Here is a 16,253-nt window from a genome sequence, read left to right as displayed (position 1 = left end):
AGGCGAGACAACCTCAGATGGAATCCGACAGAGCCCTCTTCCCTGCCCTGCGCAAGGCGGGCCTACTGGCCACAGTGGACTATGCGCTGGCCTTCGCGGTGTTCGCGACCGCTTGCTGGTTGCTGTTCACCGCGCAGCCGCGCACGCATCCGTCGTTCCAGTTCGGGCTGATGCTGATCGCCGCCGCGGCGTTCTGCGCGGTCATCAGCGGGGTCATGCTGCTCCGCGGGCGGGACCGGCGGCCGTTTTTCCGTTCTGCCGACGCGAAATTCAGCACCACGCTTCGCCAGGGCTCGCTGCGGATCTGGCTGCTCGGGCTGGTGGTCGCGACGGCAGGCGCCGGGGTCGTGCTGACGGTGCCGAACTCGCATCCGAACCGTCCGCAGGTGAGCGGGGCCACGATGGCGATCGTGCTCGTCGCGGCGGCAGCGGTCGTGCTCGCTTCCGGGGTGAGCGCGGCCGTTCTGCGCCGCGCGGTACCGAAACCGTGATCGCCGGGTTGTTCCTTCCCGTTCCGCAGGTGCCGGACCCCGCTGGTCAGTAGGGTGCGGAGCGGAGGAGGCAGCTGATGAGGTTCAAGGGAGCGGCGGTCGCCCTGGCGGCGGTCGCGATGCTGCTCGCCGGGTGCACGCAGCAGGTGAGCGGCGTGGCTTCGCCGGTGCCGGGACAGGGGCCGGTCACGCAGGTCGTCGACCCGTGCTCGCTGCTCGACGCGAAGCAGCTCGCCGGGCTCGGTTACAAGCCGCCGGGCAGGTCGGTGAAGGCCAGCAAGGCGCAGCGCGCGCCCGCGATGTGCCTGTGGACCGCGACGGACACCGAGCACACGATCGTCATGTCCGTCGGCTGGTCGGTGGACCTGAGCCTCGACGACTACCTCCAGGGCGCGATCAAGAAGGCCGATCCGGTGCAACTGGGCGGGTTTCCGTGGACGCGCTACGCCGGGTTCATGGGCGGCAGCTGCGACCTGTACACGACGCTCGGGCCGAAGTCGTTCGCCTTCGTGAGCGTGTCCTTTTCGGACGAAGCACAGGCGTGCGAGCGCGCGAAGAAGGTCATTCCGCAGGCGGCCGCGCATCTGCCGGGCGGGCAGCCCGCGCCGCCGATCACGCCGAGCACCCCGCCGGAGGGCACCGCGCCGACCGGGCCGCTCGCGTCGGTCAACCCGTGTCAGCTGCTGAAGCCGGAGCAGGCGCAGCAGTTGAAGATGGTGCCGAACGGCGAACTGGACAGCTCCAAGGTCATCACGCCCAACGTGACCTACTGCCTGTGGAAAGACACCGACGGCGACGGCGGGCAGAAGCCGTTCGAGGTCTGGGTCGGCCCGGACGTGCCGCTGAAACGCTGGCCCGGCATGGACGTCGCGCCGACCGAGCAGATCGACGCGAACGGCCGGAAGTGGTCGCTGTTCCCGAACTTCAACGATTCCGGCGGCGTGATCTGCGCGGCCGGGCTCTCGGTTTCGGACACCGCCTCGATCCAGATCGTCAGCGGGCAGCTGTCCGACAAGACCAAGGCGTGCGACGTGATCAAGGCGGGAATCCCGATGGTGTCGGGGAATCTGCCCTCCTGAACCGTCTACATCGGACTTGCCAGCTGCGGAGCCGTGAAGGGCCCCTTGAGGGAATCAGATTCCCTCAAGGGGCCCTTCACGGCACTTGGCCAGGCGTCAGTCAGTCACCTGGTCGGCGATGTACTTGGCGATCTCCAGCGCGCTCGTCGCCGCCGGGCTCGGCGCGTTGAGCACGTGCACCTGGTCCTTCGCGGACTCGATGAGGAAGTCGTCCACCAGCGAACCGTCCGGGCGCAGCGCCTGTGCCCGCACGCCCGAACCGTGGCGCACGATGTCGTCCTCGGTGACCGCGGGCACGAGCTGCGCGAGGCTGGCGGCGAACCGCTTCTTCGAGAACGACCGCAGCACCTCTTCGAGGCCGGTCGGGTACGCGTACTTCCGCGCGAGCTTCCAGACCCCCGGGAAGCGGGCGACGTCGGCGAGGTCCTTCACCGACACGTCCGCCCAGCGGTAACCCTCGCGGCGCAGCGCGAGCACGGCGTTCGGGCCAGCGTGGACGCTGCCGTCCAGCATGCGGGTCAGGTGCACGCCGAGGAACGGCAGCGTCGGGTCCGGCACCGGATAGATCAGGCCTCGCACGAGGTGGCGGCGCTCCGGCTTCAGCTCGTAGTACTCGCCGCGGAACGGCACGATGCGCGCGCTCGGCGTGAGGCCGGCCAGTTCGGCGACGCGGTCCGCGTGCAGGCCGGCGCAGTTGACCAGCGCGTCCGCGTGCAGCACCTCGGAGCCGGTGGCCACCTCGACCCCGCCGCCGCGAGCCGGGCGGATGCCCAGCGCGGGCGTGTTCAGCCGCAGGTCCGCGTCCGCCTCGTCGAGCAGTCGCACGAGCGCCGCGCACACCGCCGGGAAGTCGATGATCCCGGTCGACTCGACGCGCAGCGCGGCGACGCAGGACACCTCCGGCTCGTACTCGCGGGCCTGTTCGGGGGTGATCCGCTTGGCCGGCACGCCGTTGGCCTCGGCCCGCTGGGCCAGCGTGTCCAGCGCGGGGATCTCCTCCTCCCGCGTGGCCACGACGAGCTTGCCGCACACCTCGACGGGCACCCCGTACTGCCGGGCGAAATCCACAATGGACCGGTTGCCGCCGACCGACATCCGCGCCTTGAACGAGCCCGGCTTGTAGTAGAGCCCAGCGTGCACGACATTGGAGTTGTGCCCGGTCTGGTGCGCCGCCCAGCTAGCTTCCTTTTCGAGCACCGTCACGTCCTGACCGCGCTGGGACAGCTCCCACGCGACCGACAGCCCGACGATTCCCCCACCGATCACAACTACATTCCGCACGGCAGGGAAGGCTACGCGCTCCGGTGCGGCGCTGCGTACCCCCCGACGGCGTGGTACCCGTTCACTGAACCGGGGACAATCCGGCCAACGCGAGCCGTTGATGCGGTTCGAGCTGCTTGCCGGCGGTGTAGGCGGCGGCGAACCCGCCGGATCCGAGTGCCTTCTCCGCGGCCACGGTGACCTGCGCGACATCGTGCTGGCCGGGCACGGCGGTCCCGCGCACCGCGGCGGCCGCGCCGAGCAGAGTAGCGGCGTCGGCGAACCGGCCTTCCTCGGCGAAGACCCCGGCGACTCCCTCGAACGCGGTGGCCAGTGACCCGTGGTCATGCCAGCGGTGCGCGATCTCGACCGCCAGCCGCATCCGGCGGCGGGCGTCCTCCGGGCGGTGCTCGGCCACGTCGATCCAGCCGAGCGCGATCGACGCGACTGCCCGCACGATGGCGGCCGAGAACGAGTCCGCGGCGCATTCGGCGAGCGCTTGCTCGGCGAGGGTCCGCGCGCCGGCCAGGTCGCCGGAGCGGCGCGCGAGGTGCGACAAGCCGACGTGACCGCTGCCTCGCGTCTCGGGCATGCCGGTGCGGTGGGCCAGCTCGACGGTTCGCTCGTAGTCGGCCTTCGCGCCTTCGAAATCGCCGCGCAACGCCCGGCTGTCGCCGCGACGGCACAGCAGGTCCGCGTAGTCGTCGGTCGCGCCGAGCGTCTGCATCAGCGACAGGGACTCGGTCATCGCGGCGAGTGCTTCTTCGTGACGGCCGCGCAAAACCAGCAGCTGCGACAGGTGGTCGAGCGCCATCGACAATCCCCAGCGTTCGCCGAGCGCTCGGTAACGTGCTTCGCCTTCTCGGAGACCGCGTTCGGCTTCGTCGAGTTTCCCGGCGAGAATCGAGCGCAGCCCGTCGCCCATCGGCACGAGCGCGGTGAGCCACGGGTCGGGATGCTTCTCGAGCCCGGACAGCCGGAGCCGCGCGTCGTCGTCCTCCGGCGGTCCGAGCACGACGCCGGACAGCATGAGCATCATCGGATGCTCCGGGGTCCAGGAACTGTCCACCAGGTATCGCTCCACATAGGACCGAGAGCTGGCCGTCTCGGCGGCTTCGGGAGCACCGGCCATCGCGGTCAGCAGGCACATGAGGAATTGCTCGCGGTGTCCTTCCGGCGGCTCCGCTTCGCAGTGGCGCACGACGTCCATCGACAGCGCCGCGCCTTCGTAACGTCGTCCGCGCAGCCACCAATACATCGACAATGCGGTGGCGATCCGCAAGGCAGTCGACGGATCTGCCGCGGCCGACCATCTGAGCGCGGCCACGATGTTGTCGTATTCAGCGTCGATTTTCCGCAGCCAGTCCAGCTGTTCCGCAGTGCGCAGCTTCGGGTCGGCTTCTTCGGCGAGCCGCAGGAAGGCCTGTGCGTGGGCGTGCCGGAAACGCTCGGTCTCGCCTGCGGCATCGAGCTTTTCCGCGCAGAACGCGCGGATCGTCTCCAGCATTCGGTAGCGCCCGCTCGCAGGTTCGACAAGCGACTTGTCGGCGAGTTCGGGGAGCAGATCGACGGGAACGTCGCACACCTGCTCGGCGTACGCGAGGGTCGCGCCGCCGGTGAAGACGGTCAGCCTCCGGGCGAGGCGGCGTTCGTCGTCATCGAGGAGATCCCAGCTCCACTCCACGACGCCGCGGAGCGACTGGTGCCGCTCGTCGGCAGTGCGGCTGCCGCGGGCGAGGAGCTGGAAGCGGTCGTCGAGCCGCGCGGCGATGTCGGCGACCGGCAGAGTGCGCACGCGGGCGGCGGCCAGTTCCAGGGCGAGCGGAAGGCCGTCGAGCGCGGTGCAGATCCGTACGACGTCGGCCGCCGTCTCGTCGGTCAGCCGGAACGCGGGGTCGCTCGCCCGAGCGCGGTCGAGGAACAGCCGGACCGCGGGATAGATCTCGGCGGCGGGCGCGCCGGGCGGCGGAACGGCCAGGCGGGGGATCGGCACCAGCTGTTCGCCGGTGATGCCGAGCGGTTCCCGGCTCGTCGCGAGGACGCGCAGGCCGGGGCAGGCGGGCAGCAGTTGCGCGACCAACCGCGCGGCCGCGGCGATGACGTGTTCGCAGTTGTCCAGCACCAGCAACGTCGCTTGGTCGCGCAATGCCGAGACAAGTCGGTCGACGGGATCCTGCCGACCGCGGGCCCCTTCGCGCAGGCCGAGCGCGGTGAGAACGGCCTGCGGAACGTCGTCGGCGACGTGCGGGGCCAGCTCCACGAAGACGCACGGTCCCGCGTCCGCCGCGGCTTCGACGGCCAGCCGGGTCTTCCCGGTCCCGCCCGGGCCGAGCAGCGTGACGAGCCGGGCCTGCCGCAGGAGATCCGCGACCTGCTTCAGCTCGCTGTCCCGGCCGACGAAGCTGGTGAGCTGTGCGGGCAACGGCGTCGCGGCGTTCGCGGACTCGCCGCGCAGGGCGGCCAGATGCGCCTCGGTGAGGTCTGGACCAGGGTCCGCGCCCAGTTCGTCGGCGAGCGTGCGACGGGCGTCCTCGAACGCGGCCAGCGCCTCGGCTGTCCGGCCAGCCGCGTGCAGCGCTCGCACCAGCTGGGCCCGCGGCCGTTCGCGCTGCGGATCCTCGGCGATGGCGGTGCGCAGTTCGTCGAGGACATCGGCGGCGCGCCCGAGCGAGATCTCCGCGTCGGCTCGGTCGGCCGCCGCCTCGGCGCGCAGCTCGGTCAGCCGGGTGGACTGGACCTCAGCGGCAGAGACGTCGGCGAACGCCGGTCCGCGCCACAGCGCCAGAGCCTCGCCGAGCAGGTCGCTGGCCCGCGTCGGGTCGCCCTCGGCCAGTTCGCGGCGGCCCTCGCTGGCCAGTCGTTCGAAGCGGTGGGCGTCCACTTCGTCCGGTTCGATCCGGAGGCGGTACCCCGCCGAGGTGAGTTCGATCGGCAGTTTCAGCGCGCTGCGCAGCCGCGAGACCTGCGATTGGAGCGCGTTGGCCGCGCCGTCCGGAGGTTCCTCGCCGTAGAGGCCGTCGATGAGCCGCTCGGCGGACACGAACCGCCCGGCGTCCGCCGCGAGCAAGGCAAGCAGCGCCCGGCCTCGCGGCCCGCCGACGGCGACCGTCCCGCCCGCGCCGTCCCACGCGACGACGCCCCCCAGCACCCCGATCCGCATTCCGCGAGCCTATGCCCCAATCGGGTGCTTACCCGTGGGTTCTATCCCCGAAAAGGGCGTCAAACGCGACTTCTATACACTTTGGCGCGACCCCGCGCAATGCGGGACACCCCGATGCACAGGAGATCTACCGTGGGCGAACCCGTCCTGCTCGGGAAGCCGACCGTCGGCGACGAAGAGCTCGCAGCCGTCGCCGAAGTGTTCCGTTCCGGCTGGCTGGCCGGCGCGGGCCCGGCCTGCCGTCGTTTCGAGGAGCGGTTCGCGCAGCTGACCGGCACCGCGCACGCTCTGACCACCAGCAACTGCGGCTCTGCCCTGTTTCTGGGCCTGAAGGTGCTCGGCGTCCAGCCTGGCGACGAGGTGATCGTCGGCGACTACACCTTCCCGGCGACCGGCCACGCCGTGCTGCAGGCCGGCGCGAAGCCGGTCTTCGCCGACATCCGCCCGGACATCTTCAGCGCCGACCCGGCCGCGATCGAAGCGCTCATCACGCCGCGCACGGTCGGCATCCTGGCCGTCGACGTCGCGGGCCAGCCCGGCGACTTCGACGAATACCGCGCCATCGCCGACAAGCACGGCCTGTGGCTGTTCGAGGACGCCGCCTGCTCCGCGGGCGCGACCTACCGCAACCGCCCGGCCGGCAGCCTCGCCGACCTGGCCGCGTTCTCCTTCCACGGCCGCAAGGGCATCACCGCGGGCGAGGGCGGCGCGCTGGTCTCGAACCGCGAGGATCTGATCGCGCACGCGCGCAAGATCCACACCTACGGGATCGAGCCGGCGATCAGCCGCGAGGGCTCGGACACGCTGCCGATCCCGACCTTCCACGAGCTGGGCTGGAACTTCCGGCTGTCGGACATCCAGGCCGCGATCATGGGCGTCCAGCTCGACCGGCTGCCCGACCTGCTCGCCGCCCGCCGCTCGGTGGCCAAGCGCTACCACGAGGCCTTCGAGGACGTCGACGCGCTGACCGTGCCCGTCGAAGCCCCGGACCGCGAGCACCCCTGGCAGGCATACCTGATGACGGTGGCCCCGGAGGTCAGCCGCGACGCCCTGGCGCTGCGGATCCGCGAGCAGGGCGTGCAGTGCAACTTCGGCACCTACGCCTCCCACCTGCAGCCGGTGTACGGCGAGCAGCAGCCGCTGCCCGTTTCCGCCGACGCTTTCCGTCGCCAGCTGGCGATACCGATGCACGCGGAACTCACCGACAGCGAAGTCGAGCGCGTGGTCACCACCGTGCGCGAAGCCGTGTCCGCTCTTTCCTGACCCGCCGACCTTCCTGAGGAGAACCCATGTCCGACAAGAAAGTTTTCTTCACCGGCGCCGGCGGTTTCATCGCCTCGCACGTGATCCCGATCCTGCTGGAGAAGGACTACACGGTCCGGATCTTCGACAACATGACCCGCGGCGACCGTGACCGCGTCAACGAGTTCGTCGCCACCGGCAAGGTCGAACTGATCGAGAAGGACGTGCGCTACGGCGTCGGCGTCCGCGAGGCCATGCGCGGCTGCACGCACGCGATCCACTTCGCCACCGTGTCGATCAACAAGTCGATCGCGGACCCGGGCGAGTCGATCGACATCAACATGGTCGGCAACAACAACGTCTTCGCGGCCGCGGCCGACGAGGGCGTCGAGCGCCTGGTGTTCGCCTCCAGCGCCTCGGTGTACGGCGAGCCGGAGAAGCTGCCGATGCACGAGGACGACAAGCTGAACCCGCTCACCCCGTACTGCATCTCCAAGCGCGCGGGCGAGGACCTGCTGGGCTTCTACGAGCGCACCAAGGGCCTCTCCTGGAACGCCCTGCGCTTCTTCAACGTGTACGGCCCGGGCCAGAAGATCGAGGCGTACTACACCTCGGTCATCAACCACTTCATCCAGCGCCTGCGCGCCGGCCAGCCGCCGACGATCGACGGCGCGGGCGACCAGTCGATGGACTTCGTGCACGTGACCGACCTCGCCAAGGGCGTCGTCGCCGCGCTGGAGTCGGAGCAGGCGAACCTGCCGATCAACATCGGCACCGGCATCGACACCTCGATCGCCACGCTGGCGAAGATCCTGATCGAGGCGGTCGGCGTCGACGTCGAGCCGGTGTTCAACAAGCGCGACGTCCTCGTGTCGCGCCGCGCCGCGGACATCACCCGGGCCCGCGAGGTGCTCGGCTGGGAACCGCAGATCACCGTCGAAGAAGGCATGCGCGCCCTGGTGCGGGACTCCGAGTGAGCCTCCCCGTCGGCGCGTCTTCTGTAGAGGAAGCGGAATGAGCACTGCGGGCCCGGCCGAAGGAAAGCCCATGCGAATCGTGGTGGTGAACAACTTCTTCCCGCCGCGAGTGGGCGGAAGCGCGCACATGTCGGCCTCCTTGGCCGCCGAGTACGCGGCCGCCGGGAACGAAGTGCTGGCGATCACCGCTGCCTACGGTGACGCGCCGGCGGAAGAGGAGCGCGACGGCTACCGCGTCGTGCGCCTGCCCGCGGTGAAGATGCCGCAGCTCGGCCTGTCGATCGACTTCGACATGACGTTCGCGTCGATGCGGCCGGGCAACTGGCGGCGGCTGTGGAAGCTGCTGAACGAGTTCAAACCGGACGCGGTGCACCTGCACGGACAGTTCTTCGACCTGTCCTGGATGGTCGGCATCTACGCGCGCCGGCACAAGCTGCCCGTTCTGCTGACCATCCACACGCTGCTGATCAGCGAGAACAAGATGTACGGCCGGGTCTTCCGGGCACTGGACGCGATGCTGGTCAAGCCGGTGCTCAAATACCTCCGGCCGCGCTACGTCATCCTCGACAAGCTCGGCGTGGACTACTGCGTCGAGCGCTACGGCACGAGCGACGACAACTCCGAGTACTTCCCGATCGCGGTGGACACCGGGCACTTCGCCAAGCCGGTGACCAAGGACGTGCGGGCGGAACTGGAAATCGGGGACGCGCCGCTGATCGTGTCGCTCGGGCACGTGATCCCGCTGCGCAACCGGCTGCCGCTGATCGAGGCGCTGCCGGCGATCCTGGAGAAGCACCCCGGGCTGCGCGTGGTGATCGTCGGCCGGGTGTACCACGACGCGTTCCAGCGCCGGGCCGAGGAACTGGGTGTGGCGGACGCGCTGATCGTCACCGGCGCGGTGCCGAAGGCGGACGTGCCGGCGTACTTCGCTGCCGCGGACATCGTCACGCACGACCTCAACGGCGGCTGCGGCACCGCGTCGCTGGAGGCGATGCTGTCCGGCACCGCGACGATCGCGTCGGTCACCGAGGACAACTACCCCGGCATCGAACTGCACAACGGCGAGAACATCCTGCTGGTGCGGCCGAACGATTCCGAAGCGGTCAAGACCACTGTGCTGTCCCTTTTGGACGACCCGAAGGAACGCGCGCGGATCGCCGAGCGGGAAGCGTCGATGGTCCGGGACAACTTCGGACTGGACGTAGTGGCCGAAGAACACCTGCGGGTGCTCACGAAACTGGTGGCGGACAACTGATGTTCTTCGACGACGAGCGCAGCAACCGGTTGCGCCCGATGATCCTTACCGATGTGGTTTCGCAGTACCTGAACGACGCCGAGCGAGCCGCTTTCTACGGCTTGCCGGAGTCGTGCCGGGTGCGCGAACGCGTCAAGATCGTCAGCCCGGACAACCTCACCATGGGCGAGCACTGCTGGGTCGGCGAGGGCGCGACCCTCGACGCCAGCGGCGGGCTGGAAATCGGCGAGCACACCAGCATCGGGCTGAACACGCTGGTGTTCACGCATTCGAGTTGGCTCGCGAACATGGCGCTGGAAAACCATTCCGGCAGCGATTTGATCGAACGCAAGCCGGTGAAAATCGGCAAGGGCTGCTTCATCGGCGGCCTAGTGGTGATCATGCCGGGAGTCACGATCGGTGACTTCGCGACGGTGCAGCCGAACTCGGTGGTCGCGAAGGACGTCCCGGCGCGCTCGCTGGTCGCGGGCAACCCGGCGCGAGTGTTCCAGCGCTACGACGAGGAGTACATCGAGGCGGAGGTGAAGCGGGTCCGCGAGGAAAACGCCCGCCGCCGCGAGTTGTCGGACGACTCGTCCGGCTGGGGTTCCCCGTCAGGTGACTTCAGCGGGAAGTGAACCGGTCTCTGGCCACAGAGGAAATCAGCCTCGGCAGTATCTGCTGACCCGAGACGGCTGGGCAGCTCTGCCAGAGGGACGAACTGAGGTCGTTGCCGGGGTTCTTGTCCCGTCGCCGCGTCCGATGTGGTTCCACCTGCGGTCAGTGACGCGGTTGGCGTTCCTTCTCGACGAGCAACTCTGCCCGGAGATGAGCGCCGGTGCCGAGGCGGAGCTGCTCCTGTGCGAGACCCCGCTGACGATCCGCGTCCCGGACGTCGTCGTGACCTCGGCTGAGGTCGCGGAAGCCAACCCGGCGCGCATCGAGGCGGCCGACGCCGAGCTGGTGATCGAGGTGCTTTCCCCGGGCACGAAGCACGTCGACCAGGGTGCGAAGCTTTTCGAGTATGCCGATGCGGGTATCGAGCATTACTGGATTGTGGATGTGGATCCGCCGGTCAGCATGATCGCGTACCGGCTCATCGGCGGCGATTACGAGAATTTCGGCGAGTATTCCGGCAGCGTCGAGCTGGAGATCGCGGGTGCGCCGGTGAAGCTCGACCTGAACGCGTTGATCGATCCGCGCGCCCAACGCTGACTCTCGTATCGCACTTTGCTGGCTCTTGAGGTTTGGGCGGGATTTCCGGAGGAACCGGGGGTCCGGGTCGAAGTCGTCGGTGCCGAGGCGGAGTTGCTCCTGGGCGAGACCCCGCTGACGATCCGCGTCCCGGACGTCGTCGTGACCTCGGCTGAGGTCACGGAAGCCGTGTATGCCGATGCCGGGATTGAGCGTTACTGGATTGTGGATCCGCCGGTGAAGCTCGACCCGCGAGCCCAACGCTGACGCCAAGCACCTCCCCGAACACCATGCGTCGCCGTTGAGACGAGACTGACCAGCCATTACATCGACGCACGTCCCCCGCCCCCGTAACCTGGACAGCAAGGCAACCGGGAACAGGGGTGGGATGGTGCGCGGGGACGACGAGTTCGCCGACTTCGTGCGGTCCTGTTCTGCCCGGCTCACCCACGCGGCTTTCCTGCTCACCGGCGACCGTCATCAGGCCGAGGATGCCGCGCAGACCGCCTTCACCCGCACCTATGCCGCATGGCCGAGGGTGCGGCGCAAGAATCCGTACGCCTACGCCCGCCGCGTGCTCGCCAATCATGTCATCGACATCTGGCGCCGGCCGATTCGCGAATACGCCACCGAGGAAATGCCGGAACCGGCGAAGGTGCCCGACATCTCGCACGCCGTCACCGATCGGGAATGGCTTTCCGACGCGTTGACCCGGCTCACCGCCCGCGAACGCGCCGTAGTGGTTCTCCGGCATTTCTTCGATTTGCCGGAACACCAGGTGGCCGAGGAACTGGGCGTGTCCGTCGGCACGGTCAAGAGCACCAATTCGCGTGCGCTGGCGAAACTGCGCGTCGACGGTGACGCTCTGGTCGGGGAGGTGACCGCGTGACCGACGAACTCGACCGGTTGCGTGCCGCGCTTCAGGAAGCGCCCGCGGAACCCTTCGCTGAACCCGATCTCGACCGGATCATCAAAGAAGGCGGCCGGATTCGGCGTCGGCGGCGGTTTCTGACGTCCTCGGGCGCGGCGGTGGCGGTGGTCGCGGTGGTGTTCGGTGCGGCTTGGTTGCGTTCGCCGGGCGGTGCTCCGGAGCAGGTGCATGCGGCGGCGTCGCCAGCGCCAATGGTGACGAGCGTGGCCTCGTCGACCCCGGTCCCGGCTCCGACGTCGGCCGAGCGGCCGCTCGGCGAGGTGATCTCCACCGGCACCTACACCGACGGCGCGGAACTTGTCTTCTACGCGACGGAAATCGATGACGCGGAGAACCTGCCGGCTGTCCAATTCGGAGTGATGGCCAGCCTGTACGAGCCGGACGGAAACCTGCGTCCGCTCTACCTCGCCAACGAATCCGACGGCAAGGACCGCTCTTTCGGCTTCCACGCCACGTCAGGCGGCACGACCGTCTCCGACATCTGGGTGCCGGTGTACGGCTATTTCAGCGGTCCGGCCGCCCGCATCGAGACCACAGTGGACGGTCGCACGATCCCGGCGCACACGGCGCGCTGGAGCGAGGACCCCGAGGTGGTCGTGTTCTGGTTCGACCAGGACGACGTGCCGTCCGCCGAGAGGGCGACCCCCTTGGTCGCCTACTCCGCGGACGGCAAACGCCTCACCAAGTAATCAGGCGGCCTCGGCCAGCACCTGCGCCACGACCTCGTGCGACGGCAGGATCAGCGCCCGCTCGACCTCCGCGTCGACCTTGCCCTCGAGCAGATCGACGAACCGGTCCAGCTGAGTCGCCAGTGGTTCGCGCGCGGTGACCAGTTCCGGAATCTCTATGACGGTCTGCTGCCGGTAGCCGAGGCCGTCCGGGGTGACCGAATCGTGCGAGACGTGCCGGTAGATCGTCACGTCGCGGCGCAGCAGGTCGACCTCCACCATGCGGTCCAGTTCGGACACCATGAGCGACCGGACCTTGCGCTGTGCCAGCCGCGAAGCCGAAACCGTGGCCAGCCCGCTGGGGAACGAGAGCACCGTTTCGATGGTGTCCTCGGCCCCGGTGACCGACTGCGGGTGGAAGTAGCCCGCGCTGGAGGTGACCCGGCCCGGCGTGGCGCCGCCGAAGAACTGGATCGCGAGGTCGACGTCGTGCACCAGCAGGTCCCACGCGACGCCGGTCTTGATCCGCGGCGCGTACGGGCCGTGCCGGCGCGCCATCAGGTGCACCGGTTCGTTCACCAGAGCCCGCGCGGTCATCACGGCCGGGTTGTAGCGCTCCAGGAGCCCGCACATCAGCGGGACGTCCTTCTTCGCCGACAGGGCAACGATTTCCTGCGAGAACTCGAGGCTGTTGCACACCGGCTTCTCGACCAGCAGCGGCTTGCCCTGGCCGAGAATCTCCTGTGCCAGCTCGTAATGCACCTCGGTGGCCGAAGCGAGCACCACCGCGTCCACATCGGACAGCGAGCCGATTTCGGGCGTCCACTGGGTTTCGTAGCGGTCGGCGACCGCGCGGCCGGCTTCCTCGCGCGGGTCGATCACACGGGCCAGGTCCACCCGGTCGTTCTGCGAGAGGACCCGCGCGTGCAGCGAGCCCATGTTGCCGGTGCCGACGAGTGCGATGCGGTGTGTCATGCGCCCAGTACCTCGCGAACGGCCTCGATGATCTGGTCAAGCTCGGACTCGGTCAGCCGCGGGTGCACCGGCAGCGAAAGCGCCTGCGCGGCGACAGCGGCGGCCGCCGGGAAGTCTTCGACCCGGGCGTCCGGGATCAGCGGGTGCCCGCGGTAGCAGTCGTAGTCGAAGACGATCTTCGGGTAGTAGATCCCGTTGCCGATGCCCTTTTCGGTCAACGCGGCGGCGAGCTCGTCGCGCGAGAGCATCGCGTGCGGGCCGACCAGCACGGTGTACTGGTGCCACACGTGCTCGCGGCCGGGCAGCACCTGCGGCGCCTCGATGCCCGGCGTGCCGGCGAGACCCTCGGACAGCCGCTTCGCGTTGGCCTGGCGGGCCGCGGTGAGCTGGTCGAGCTTCTCCAGCTGCGGGATGCCGACGGCGGCGTGCAGGTCCGTCATCCGGTAGTTGTGCCCGGCCATCTCGTACTGGTAGCGGGCCTTCATGCCCTGGTTGCGCATCACGCGCAGCTTGTCGGCCAGCGCGTCGTCGTCCGTGGTGATCACGCCGCCCTCGGCGGTGGTCACGTTCTTCGTCGCGTACAGCGAGAAGCAGCCGATGCCGTACGACCCGGCCTGCTTGCCCTCGAACGACGCCCCGACGGCCTGCGCGGAGTCCTCGATGACCTGCAGCCCGTGCTCGGCAGCGAGCGGCGCGAGCTTGCCCATGTCCGCGGTCTGGCCGTACAGGTGCACCGGCATCAGCACCTTGGTGCGATCGGTGACCGCGGCGGCGACGGCGTCCGAGTCGATCGCGAAGTCGTCGCGCCGGATGTCGGCGAACCGCACGGTCGCGCCGGCCTCCAGGATCGCGTTCAGCGTCGCGACGAAGGTGAACGGCGAGGTCACCACCTCGTCCCCGGGCTGAAGGTCCAACGCCTGCAGCGACGCGACGAGCGCGGTCGTCCCGTTGTTCACGGCGATGGCGTGCTTCGTGCCCGCGACGTGCGCGAACGCGTCCTCGAAGCGCTTGACCATCGGCCCCTGTGCGATGGCGCCGGATCGCAGCACCTCGACGACCAGGTCCTCCGCGTCTCGGACGTCGACCACGGTAATGGGGATCATCGGCAGTCTCTCTCGGCTGGGGAAATCGATGCGTCCGGTACAGTGCTAGGCGCTCCGGCCGCGAGGCCGGAAAGCCGCCGGTTCTGCGCCCGGCCGCCCTGCATGCACGCGGGCCACACGTTACCGGGCGCCGCAGCCAGCCCTTGACCCCAGGCCGTCCAGGCCGGAAGCGACGAAACGGATCACCGACTGTGTCACCTGCGGCACCCAACCGGATCCACCCCACGGCAGTCCTCGGCGAGGGCGTGGAGCTGGGCGAAGGCAACATCATCGGCCCCTATGCGGTCATCGTGGGCCCGACCCGCGTCGGCGACGGCAACTGGATCGGCCCGCACGTGACCATCGGCACTCCGGGCGAGGACCGGGGCGGTCCGCACCCGGTCGCCTGGGAGGGCGCACCGACCGGAGACCCGGCGGAGGACGGCCACGGCGTCGTCATCGGCAGCCGCAACCGGATCCGGGAGTACACCAGCATCCAGCAGGGCACCTGGCGCGCCACGACACTCGGCGACGACTGCTACGTGCTGCGCGGCAGCCACATCGGGCACGACGTGCTGGTCGACGACCAGGTCACGCTCGCCTGCAACGTCATGCTGGGCGGTCACACGCACGTCTGGCCGTTCGCCAACCTCGGCATGGGCACGGTCGTGCACCAGGGCGGCAGCATCGGCCCCGGCGCGATGGTCGGGATGGGTTCGGCGGTCCGCCGCGAGGTGGGTGCGTTCACCATCACGGTCGGCAACCCCGCCCGGGTCACCGGCGTCAATACGGTGGGCCTGTCGCGCCGCGGCCTCGACGAGGCCGCCGTAGAGGCACTCGGTCCGTGGGTCAAGGGCAAAGGCGACCTCCCGGACGACGGCCTGCCCGAAGACCTCTCTACCTTGGTGAGGGCGTGGGACGCACGTCCGCGCGACGAACATTGAAGACGAAGGAACGATGACTGTGTCTGACGCTCAGGCCGCGACGCCAGAAGTCGCCCCCAAGCTGCGCGAGGTCTTCGTCGAGGCGCTGGACCTCGACGGGGACGTGGACGTCGAGAACCTCAAGTACCGCGACATCGACGCTTGGGACTCGGTCGGCCACATGGCGCTCGTCGCCGCGATCGAGGACGACTTCGACATCGAATTCGACACCGACCAGGTGATCGACATGTCGAGCTTCAAGGTCGCCGTGGACATGGTCGCCGGCCTCGTGTCGAAGAATGACTGATCTGACCGGACGCGTCGCGCTCGTCACGGGCGGGACGCGCGGCATCGGGCTGGCCACCGTGCGCGCGCTCGTCGAAGCGGGCGCCACCGTCGTGCTGACCGGGCGGGACGAAGACCGGGCGAAGGAAGTCGCCGCTGACGCGGGGGCCGCGGCCGGTCTCGCACTCGACGTCACCGACGCGAAGGCGGTCTCGTCGCTGGTGCGCGGCGTCGCGAAGGAGCACGGCGCGCTCGACATCGTCGTCGCCAACGCCGGTGTCCTCGAGGACGCGCTGCTCGGCATGATCAGCGAAGACCTGGTCGACCGCATGTTCAAGACGAACGTCGGCGGCACGATCAACACCGTGCAGGCCGCGTCGCGCGTGATGAGCAGGCGCAAGTCCGGCGCGATCGTCCTGCTGGCTTCGATCGTCGGCGAGAACGGCAGTGCGGGACAGACCGCATACGCCGCGTCCAAGGCCGCCGTCGGCAACATCGCCCGGTCCGCGGCCAAGGAACTGGGCAGGCACAACATCCGGGTCAACGCGGTCGCGCCCGGCGTGATCGAGACCGACATGACCTCCCACCTCGGCGAAAAGGTCATCGCCGAGCGCATCGAGGACACGGCGCTGGGCAGGCTCGGCAAGCCGGAGGAGGTCGCGAAGGCGATCCGCTTCCTGGCGAGCGACGAGGCGGCCTTCGTGACCGGTCAGATCCTCGGCATCGACGGCGGCTTGGTGTTGTGAGTGTTC

General features: G+C 69.2%; 17 protein-coding genes. 13 read left to right on the top strand and 4 right to left on the bottom strand.

Annotation, left to right across the window (positions count from 1 at the left end; translation table 11 throughout):
- The first annotated feature begins 17 nt into the window (after positions 1 to 17).
- Together D0D37_RS13270 and D0D37_RS13265 are read left to right on the top strand one after the other, a co-directional pair.
- Positions 18 to 491: a hypothetical protein gene (locus D0D37_RS13270; protein WP_116200808.1), complete on the top strand. Its 474-nt coding sequence runs from the start codon at positions 18 to 20 to the stop codon at positions 489 to 491.
- A gap of 77 nt (positions 492 to 568) precedes the next feature.
- Complete coding sequence (locus D0D37_RS13265) at positions 569 to 1,570, top strand: DUF3558 family protein (RefSeq protein WP_116200807.1); 1,002 nt, start codon at positions 569 to 571, stop codon at positions 1,568 to 1,570.
- A gap of 96 nt (positions 1,571 to 1,666) precedes the next feature.
- Here D0D37_RS13265 and lhgO read toward each other — a convergent pair whose 3' ends face one another.
- On the bottom strand, positions 1,667 to 2,851 hold the full coding sequence (gene lhgO / locus D0D37_RS13260; protein WP_116200806.1) for an L-2-hydroxyglutarate oxidase: 1,185 nt from the start codon (positions 2,849 to 2,851) through the stop codon (positions 1,667 to 1,669).
- 61 nt (positions 2,852 to 2,912) lie between these two features.
- Positions 2,913 to 5,990, bottom strand: coding sequence for an AfsR/SARP family transcriptional regulator (locus D0D37_RS13255; protein ID WP_116200805.1), 3,078 nt, complete (start codon positions 5,988 to 5,990; stop codon positions 2,913 to 2,915).
- Positions 5,991 to 6,104: 114 nt separating this feature from the next.
- Here D0D37_RS13255 and D0D37_RS13250 point away from each other — a divergent pair, with 114 nt between their 5' ends.
- From D0D37_RS13250 to D0D37_RS13215, 8 genes are all read left to right on the top strand, one after another.
- Entirely contained in the window at positions 6,105 to 7,253 is a 1,149-nt protein-coding gene (locus D0D37_RS13250) for a DegT/DnrJ/EryC1/StrS family aminotransferase (protein ID WP_116200804.1), read from the top strand.
- Positions 7,254 to 7,279: 26 nt separating this feature from the next.
- Positions 7,280 to 8,209: an NAD-dependent epimerase/dehydratase family protein gene (locus D0D37_RS13245; protein ID WP_116200803.1), complete on the top strand. Its 930-nt coding sequence runs from the start codon at positions 7,280 to 7,282 to the stop codon at positions 8,207 to 8,209.
- Between the two features lie 70 nt (positions 8,210 to 8,279).
- Positions 8,280 to 9,464, top strand: coding sequence for a glycosyltransferase family 4 protein (locus D0D37_RS13240; RefSeq protein WP_116200802.1), 1,185 nt, complete (start codon positions 8,280 to 8,282; stop codon positions 9,462 to 9,464).
- Positions 9,464 to 10,081, top strand: coding sequence for an acyltransferase (locus tag D0D37_RS13235; RefSeq protein WP_116200801.1), 618 nt, complete (start codon positions 9,464 to 9,466; stop codon positions 10,079 to 10,081). The genes D0D37_RS13240 and D0D37_RS13235 overlap by 1 nt, the downstream gene beginning before the upstream one ends.
- A complete protein-coding gene (locus D0D37_RS13230) occupies positions 10,062 to 10,658 on the top strand; it encodes a Uma2 family endonuclease (RefSeq protein ID WP_279630287.1) in 597 nt (198 codons plus the stop codon). Before D0D37_RS13235 ends, D0D37_RS13230 begins: the two co-directional genes overlap by 20 nt.
- Before the next feature lie 15 nt (positions 10,659 to 10,673).
- Complete coding sequence (locus tag D0D37_RS13225; protein WP_116200800.1) at positions 10,674 to 10,904, top strand: hypothetical protein; 231 nt, start codon at positions 10,674 to 10,676, stop codon at positions 10,902 to 10,904.
- 121 nt (positions 10,905 to 11,025) lie between these two features.
- Entirely contained in the window at positions 11,026 to 11,526 is a 501-nt protein-coding gene (locus D0D37_RS13220; protein ID WP_116200799.1) for a SigE family RNA polymerase sigma factor, read from the top strand.
- The gene (locus tag D0D37_RS13215; RefSeq protein WP_116200798.1) at positions 11,523 to 12,257 is read left to right on the top strand and encodes a hypothetical protein; all 735 of its coding nucleotides are present in this window, start codon (positions 11,523 to 11,525) and stop codon (positions 12,255 to 12,257) included. The genes D0D37_RS13220 and D0D37_RS13215 overlap by 4 nt, the downstream gene beginning before the upstream one ends.
- On the opposite strand, the gene D0D37_RS13210 is transcribed toward D0D37_RS13215, so the two are convergent.
- Both D0D37_RS13210 and D0D37_RS13205 read right to left on the bottom strand, forming a co-directional pair.
- A complete protein-coding gene (locus D0D37_RS13210; RefSeq protein ID WP_116200797.1) occupies positions 12,258 to 13,211 on the bottom strand; it encodes a Gfo/Idh/MocA family protein in 954 nt (317 codons plus the stop codon).
- Positions 13,208 to 14,314, bottom strand: a complete 1,107-nt coding sequence (locus tag D0D37_RS13205) for a DegT/DnrJ/EryC1/StrS family aminotransferase (RefSeq protein WP_116200796.1) — start codon at positions 14,312 to 14,314, stop codon at positions 13,208 to 13,210. The genes D0D37_RS13210 and D0D37_RS13205 overlap by 4 nt, the downstream gene beginning before the upstream one ends.
- Positions 14,315 to 14,505: 191 nt before the next feature.
- Here D0D37_RS13205 and D0D37_RS13200 point away from each other — a divergent pair, with 191 nt between their 5' ends.
- From D0D37_RS13200 to D0D37_RS13190, 3 genes are read left to right on the top strand one after another with little or no spacing between them, the layout of a single operon-like run.
- A complete protein-coding gene (locus tag D0D37_RS13200) occupies positions 14,506 to 15,237 on the top strand; it encodes an acyl-ACP--UDP-N-acetylglucosamine O-acyltransferase family protein (RefSeq protein WP_116200795.1) in 732 nt (243 codons plus the stop codon).
- A 13-nt stretch (positions 15,238 to 15,250) separates the two neighbouring features.
- Positions 15,251 to 15,523, top strand: a complete 273-nt coding sequence (locus D0D37_RS13195; protein ID WP_116200794.1) for an acyl carrier protein — start codon at positions 15,251 to 15,253, stop codon at positions 15,521 to 15,523.
- Positions 15,516 to 16,247 (top strand): SDR family NAD(P)-dependent oxidoreductase, encoded by a 732-nt coding sequence (locus tag D0D37_RS13190; RefSeq protein WP_116200793.1) that lies wholly within the window; start codon positions 15,516 to 15,518, stop codon positions 16,245 to 16,247. Before D0D37_RS13195 ends, D0D37_RS13190 begins: the two co-directional genes overlap by 8 nt.
- Positions 16,248 to 16,253: the final 6 nt, after the last annotated feature.

Source organism: Amycolatopsis circi (assembly GCF_003385235.1).
GTDB lineage: Bacteria > Actinomycetota > Actinomycetes > Mycobacteriales > Pseudonocardiaceae > Amycolatopsis > Amycolatopsis circi.
This window is presented reverse-complemented; position numbering and strand designations above follow the sequence as displayed.

Bases quoted from the DNA above. Each gene is read 5' to 3' on its own strand.
- D0D37_RS13270 (WP_116200808.1), top strand. From the start codon at position 18: ATGGAATCCGACAGAGCCCTCTTCCCTGCCCTGCGCAAGGCGGGCCTA.
- D0D37_RS13265 (WP_116200807.1), top strand. From the start codon at position 569: ATGAGGTTCAAGGGAGCGGCGGTCGCCCTGGCGGCGGTCGCGATGCTG.
- D0D37_RS13255 (WP_116200805.1), bottom strand. From the start codon at position 5,990: ATGCGGATCGGGGTGCTGGGGGGCGTCGTCGCGTGGGACGGCGCGGGC.
- D0D37_RS13250 (WP_116200804.1), top strand. From the start codon at position 6,105: ATGCACAGGAGATCTACCGTGGGCGAACCCGTCCTGCTCGGGAAGCCG.
- D0D37_RS13245 (WP_116200803.1), top strand. From the start codon at position 7,280: ATGTCCGACAAGAAAGTTTTCTTCACCGGCGCCGGCGGTTTCATCGCC.
- D0D37_RS13240 (WP_116200802.1), top strand. From the start codon at position 8,280: ATGCGAATCGTGGTGGTGAACAACTTCTTCCCGCCGCGAGTGGGCGGA.
- D0D37_RS13235 (WP_116200801.1), top strand. From the start codon at position 9,464: ATGTTCTTCGACGACGAGCGCAGCAACCGGTTGCGCCCGATGATCCTT.
- D0D37_RS13220 (WP_116200799.1), top strand. From the start codon at position 11,026: ATGGTGCGCGGGGACGACGAGTTCGCCGACTTCGTGCGGTCCTGTTCT.
- D0D37_RS13210 (WP_116200797.1), bottom strand. From the start codon at position 13,211: ATGACACACCGCATCGCACTCGTCGGCACCGGCAACATGGGCTCGCTG.
- D0D37_RS13205 (WP_116200796.1), bottom strand. From the start codon at position 14,314: ATGATCCCCATTACCGTGGTCGACGTCCGAGACGCGGAGGACCTGGTC.
- D0D37_RS13195 (WP_116200794.1), top strand. From the start codon at position 15,251: ATGACTGTGTCTGACGCTCAGGCCGCGACGCCAGAAGTCGCCCCCAAG.
- D0D37_RS13190 (WP_116200793.1), top strand. From the start codon at position 15,516: ATGACTGATCTGACCGGACGCGTCGCGCTCGTCACGGGCGGGACGCGC.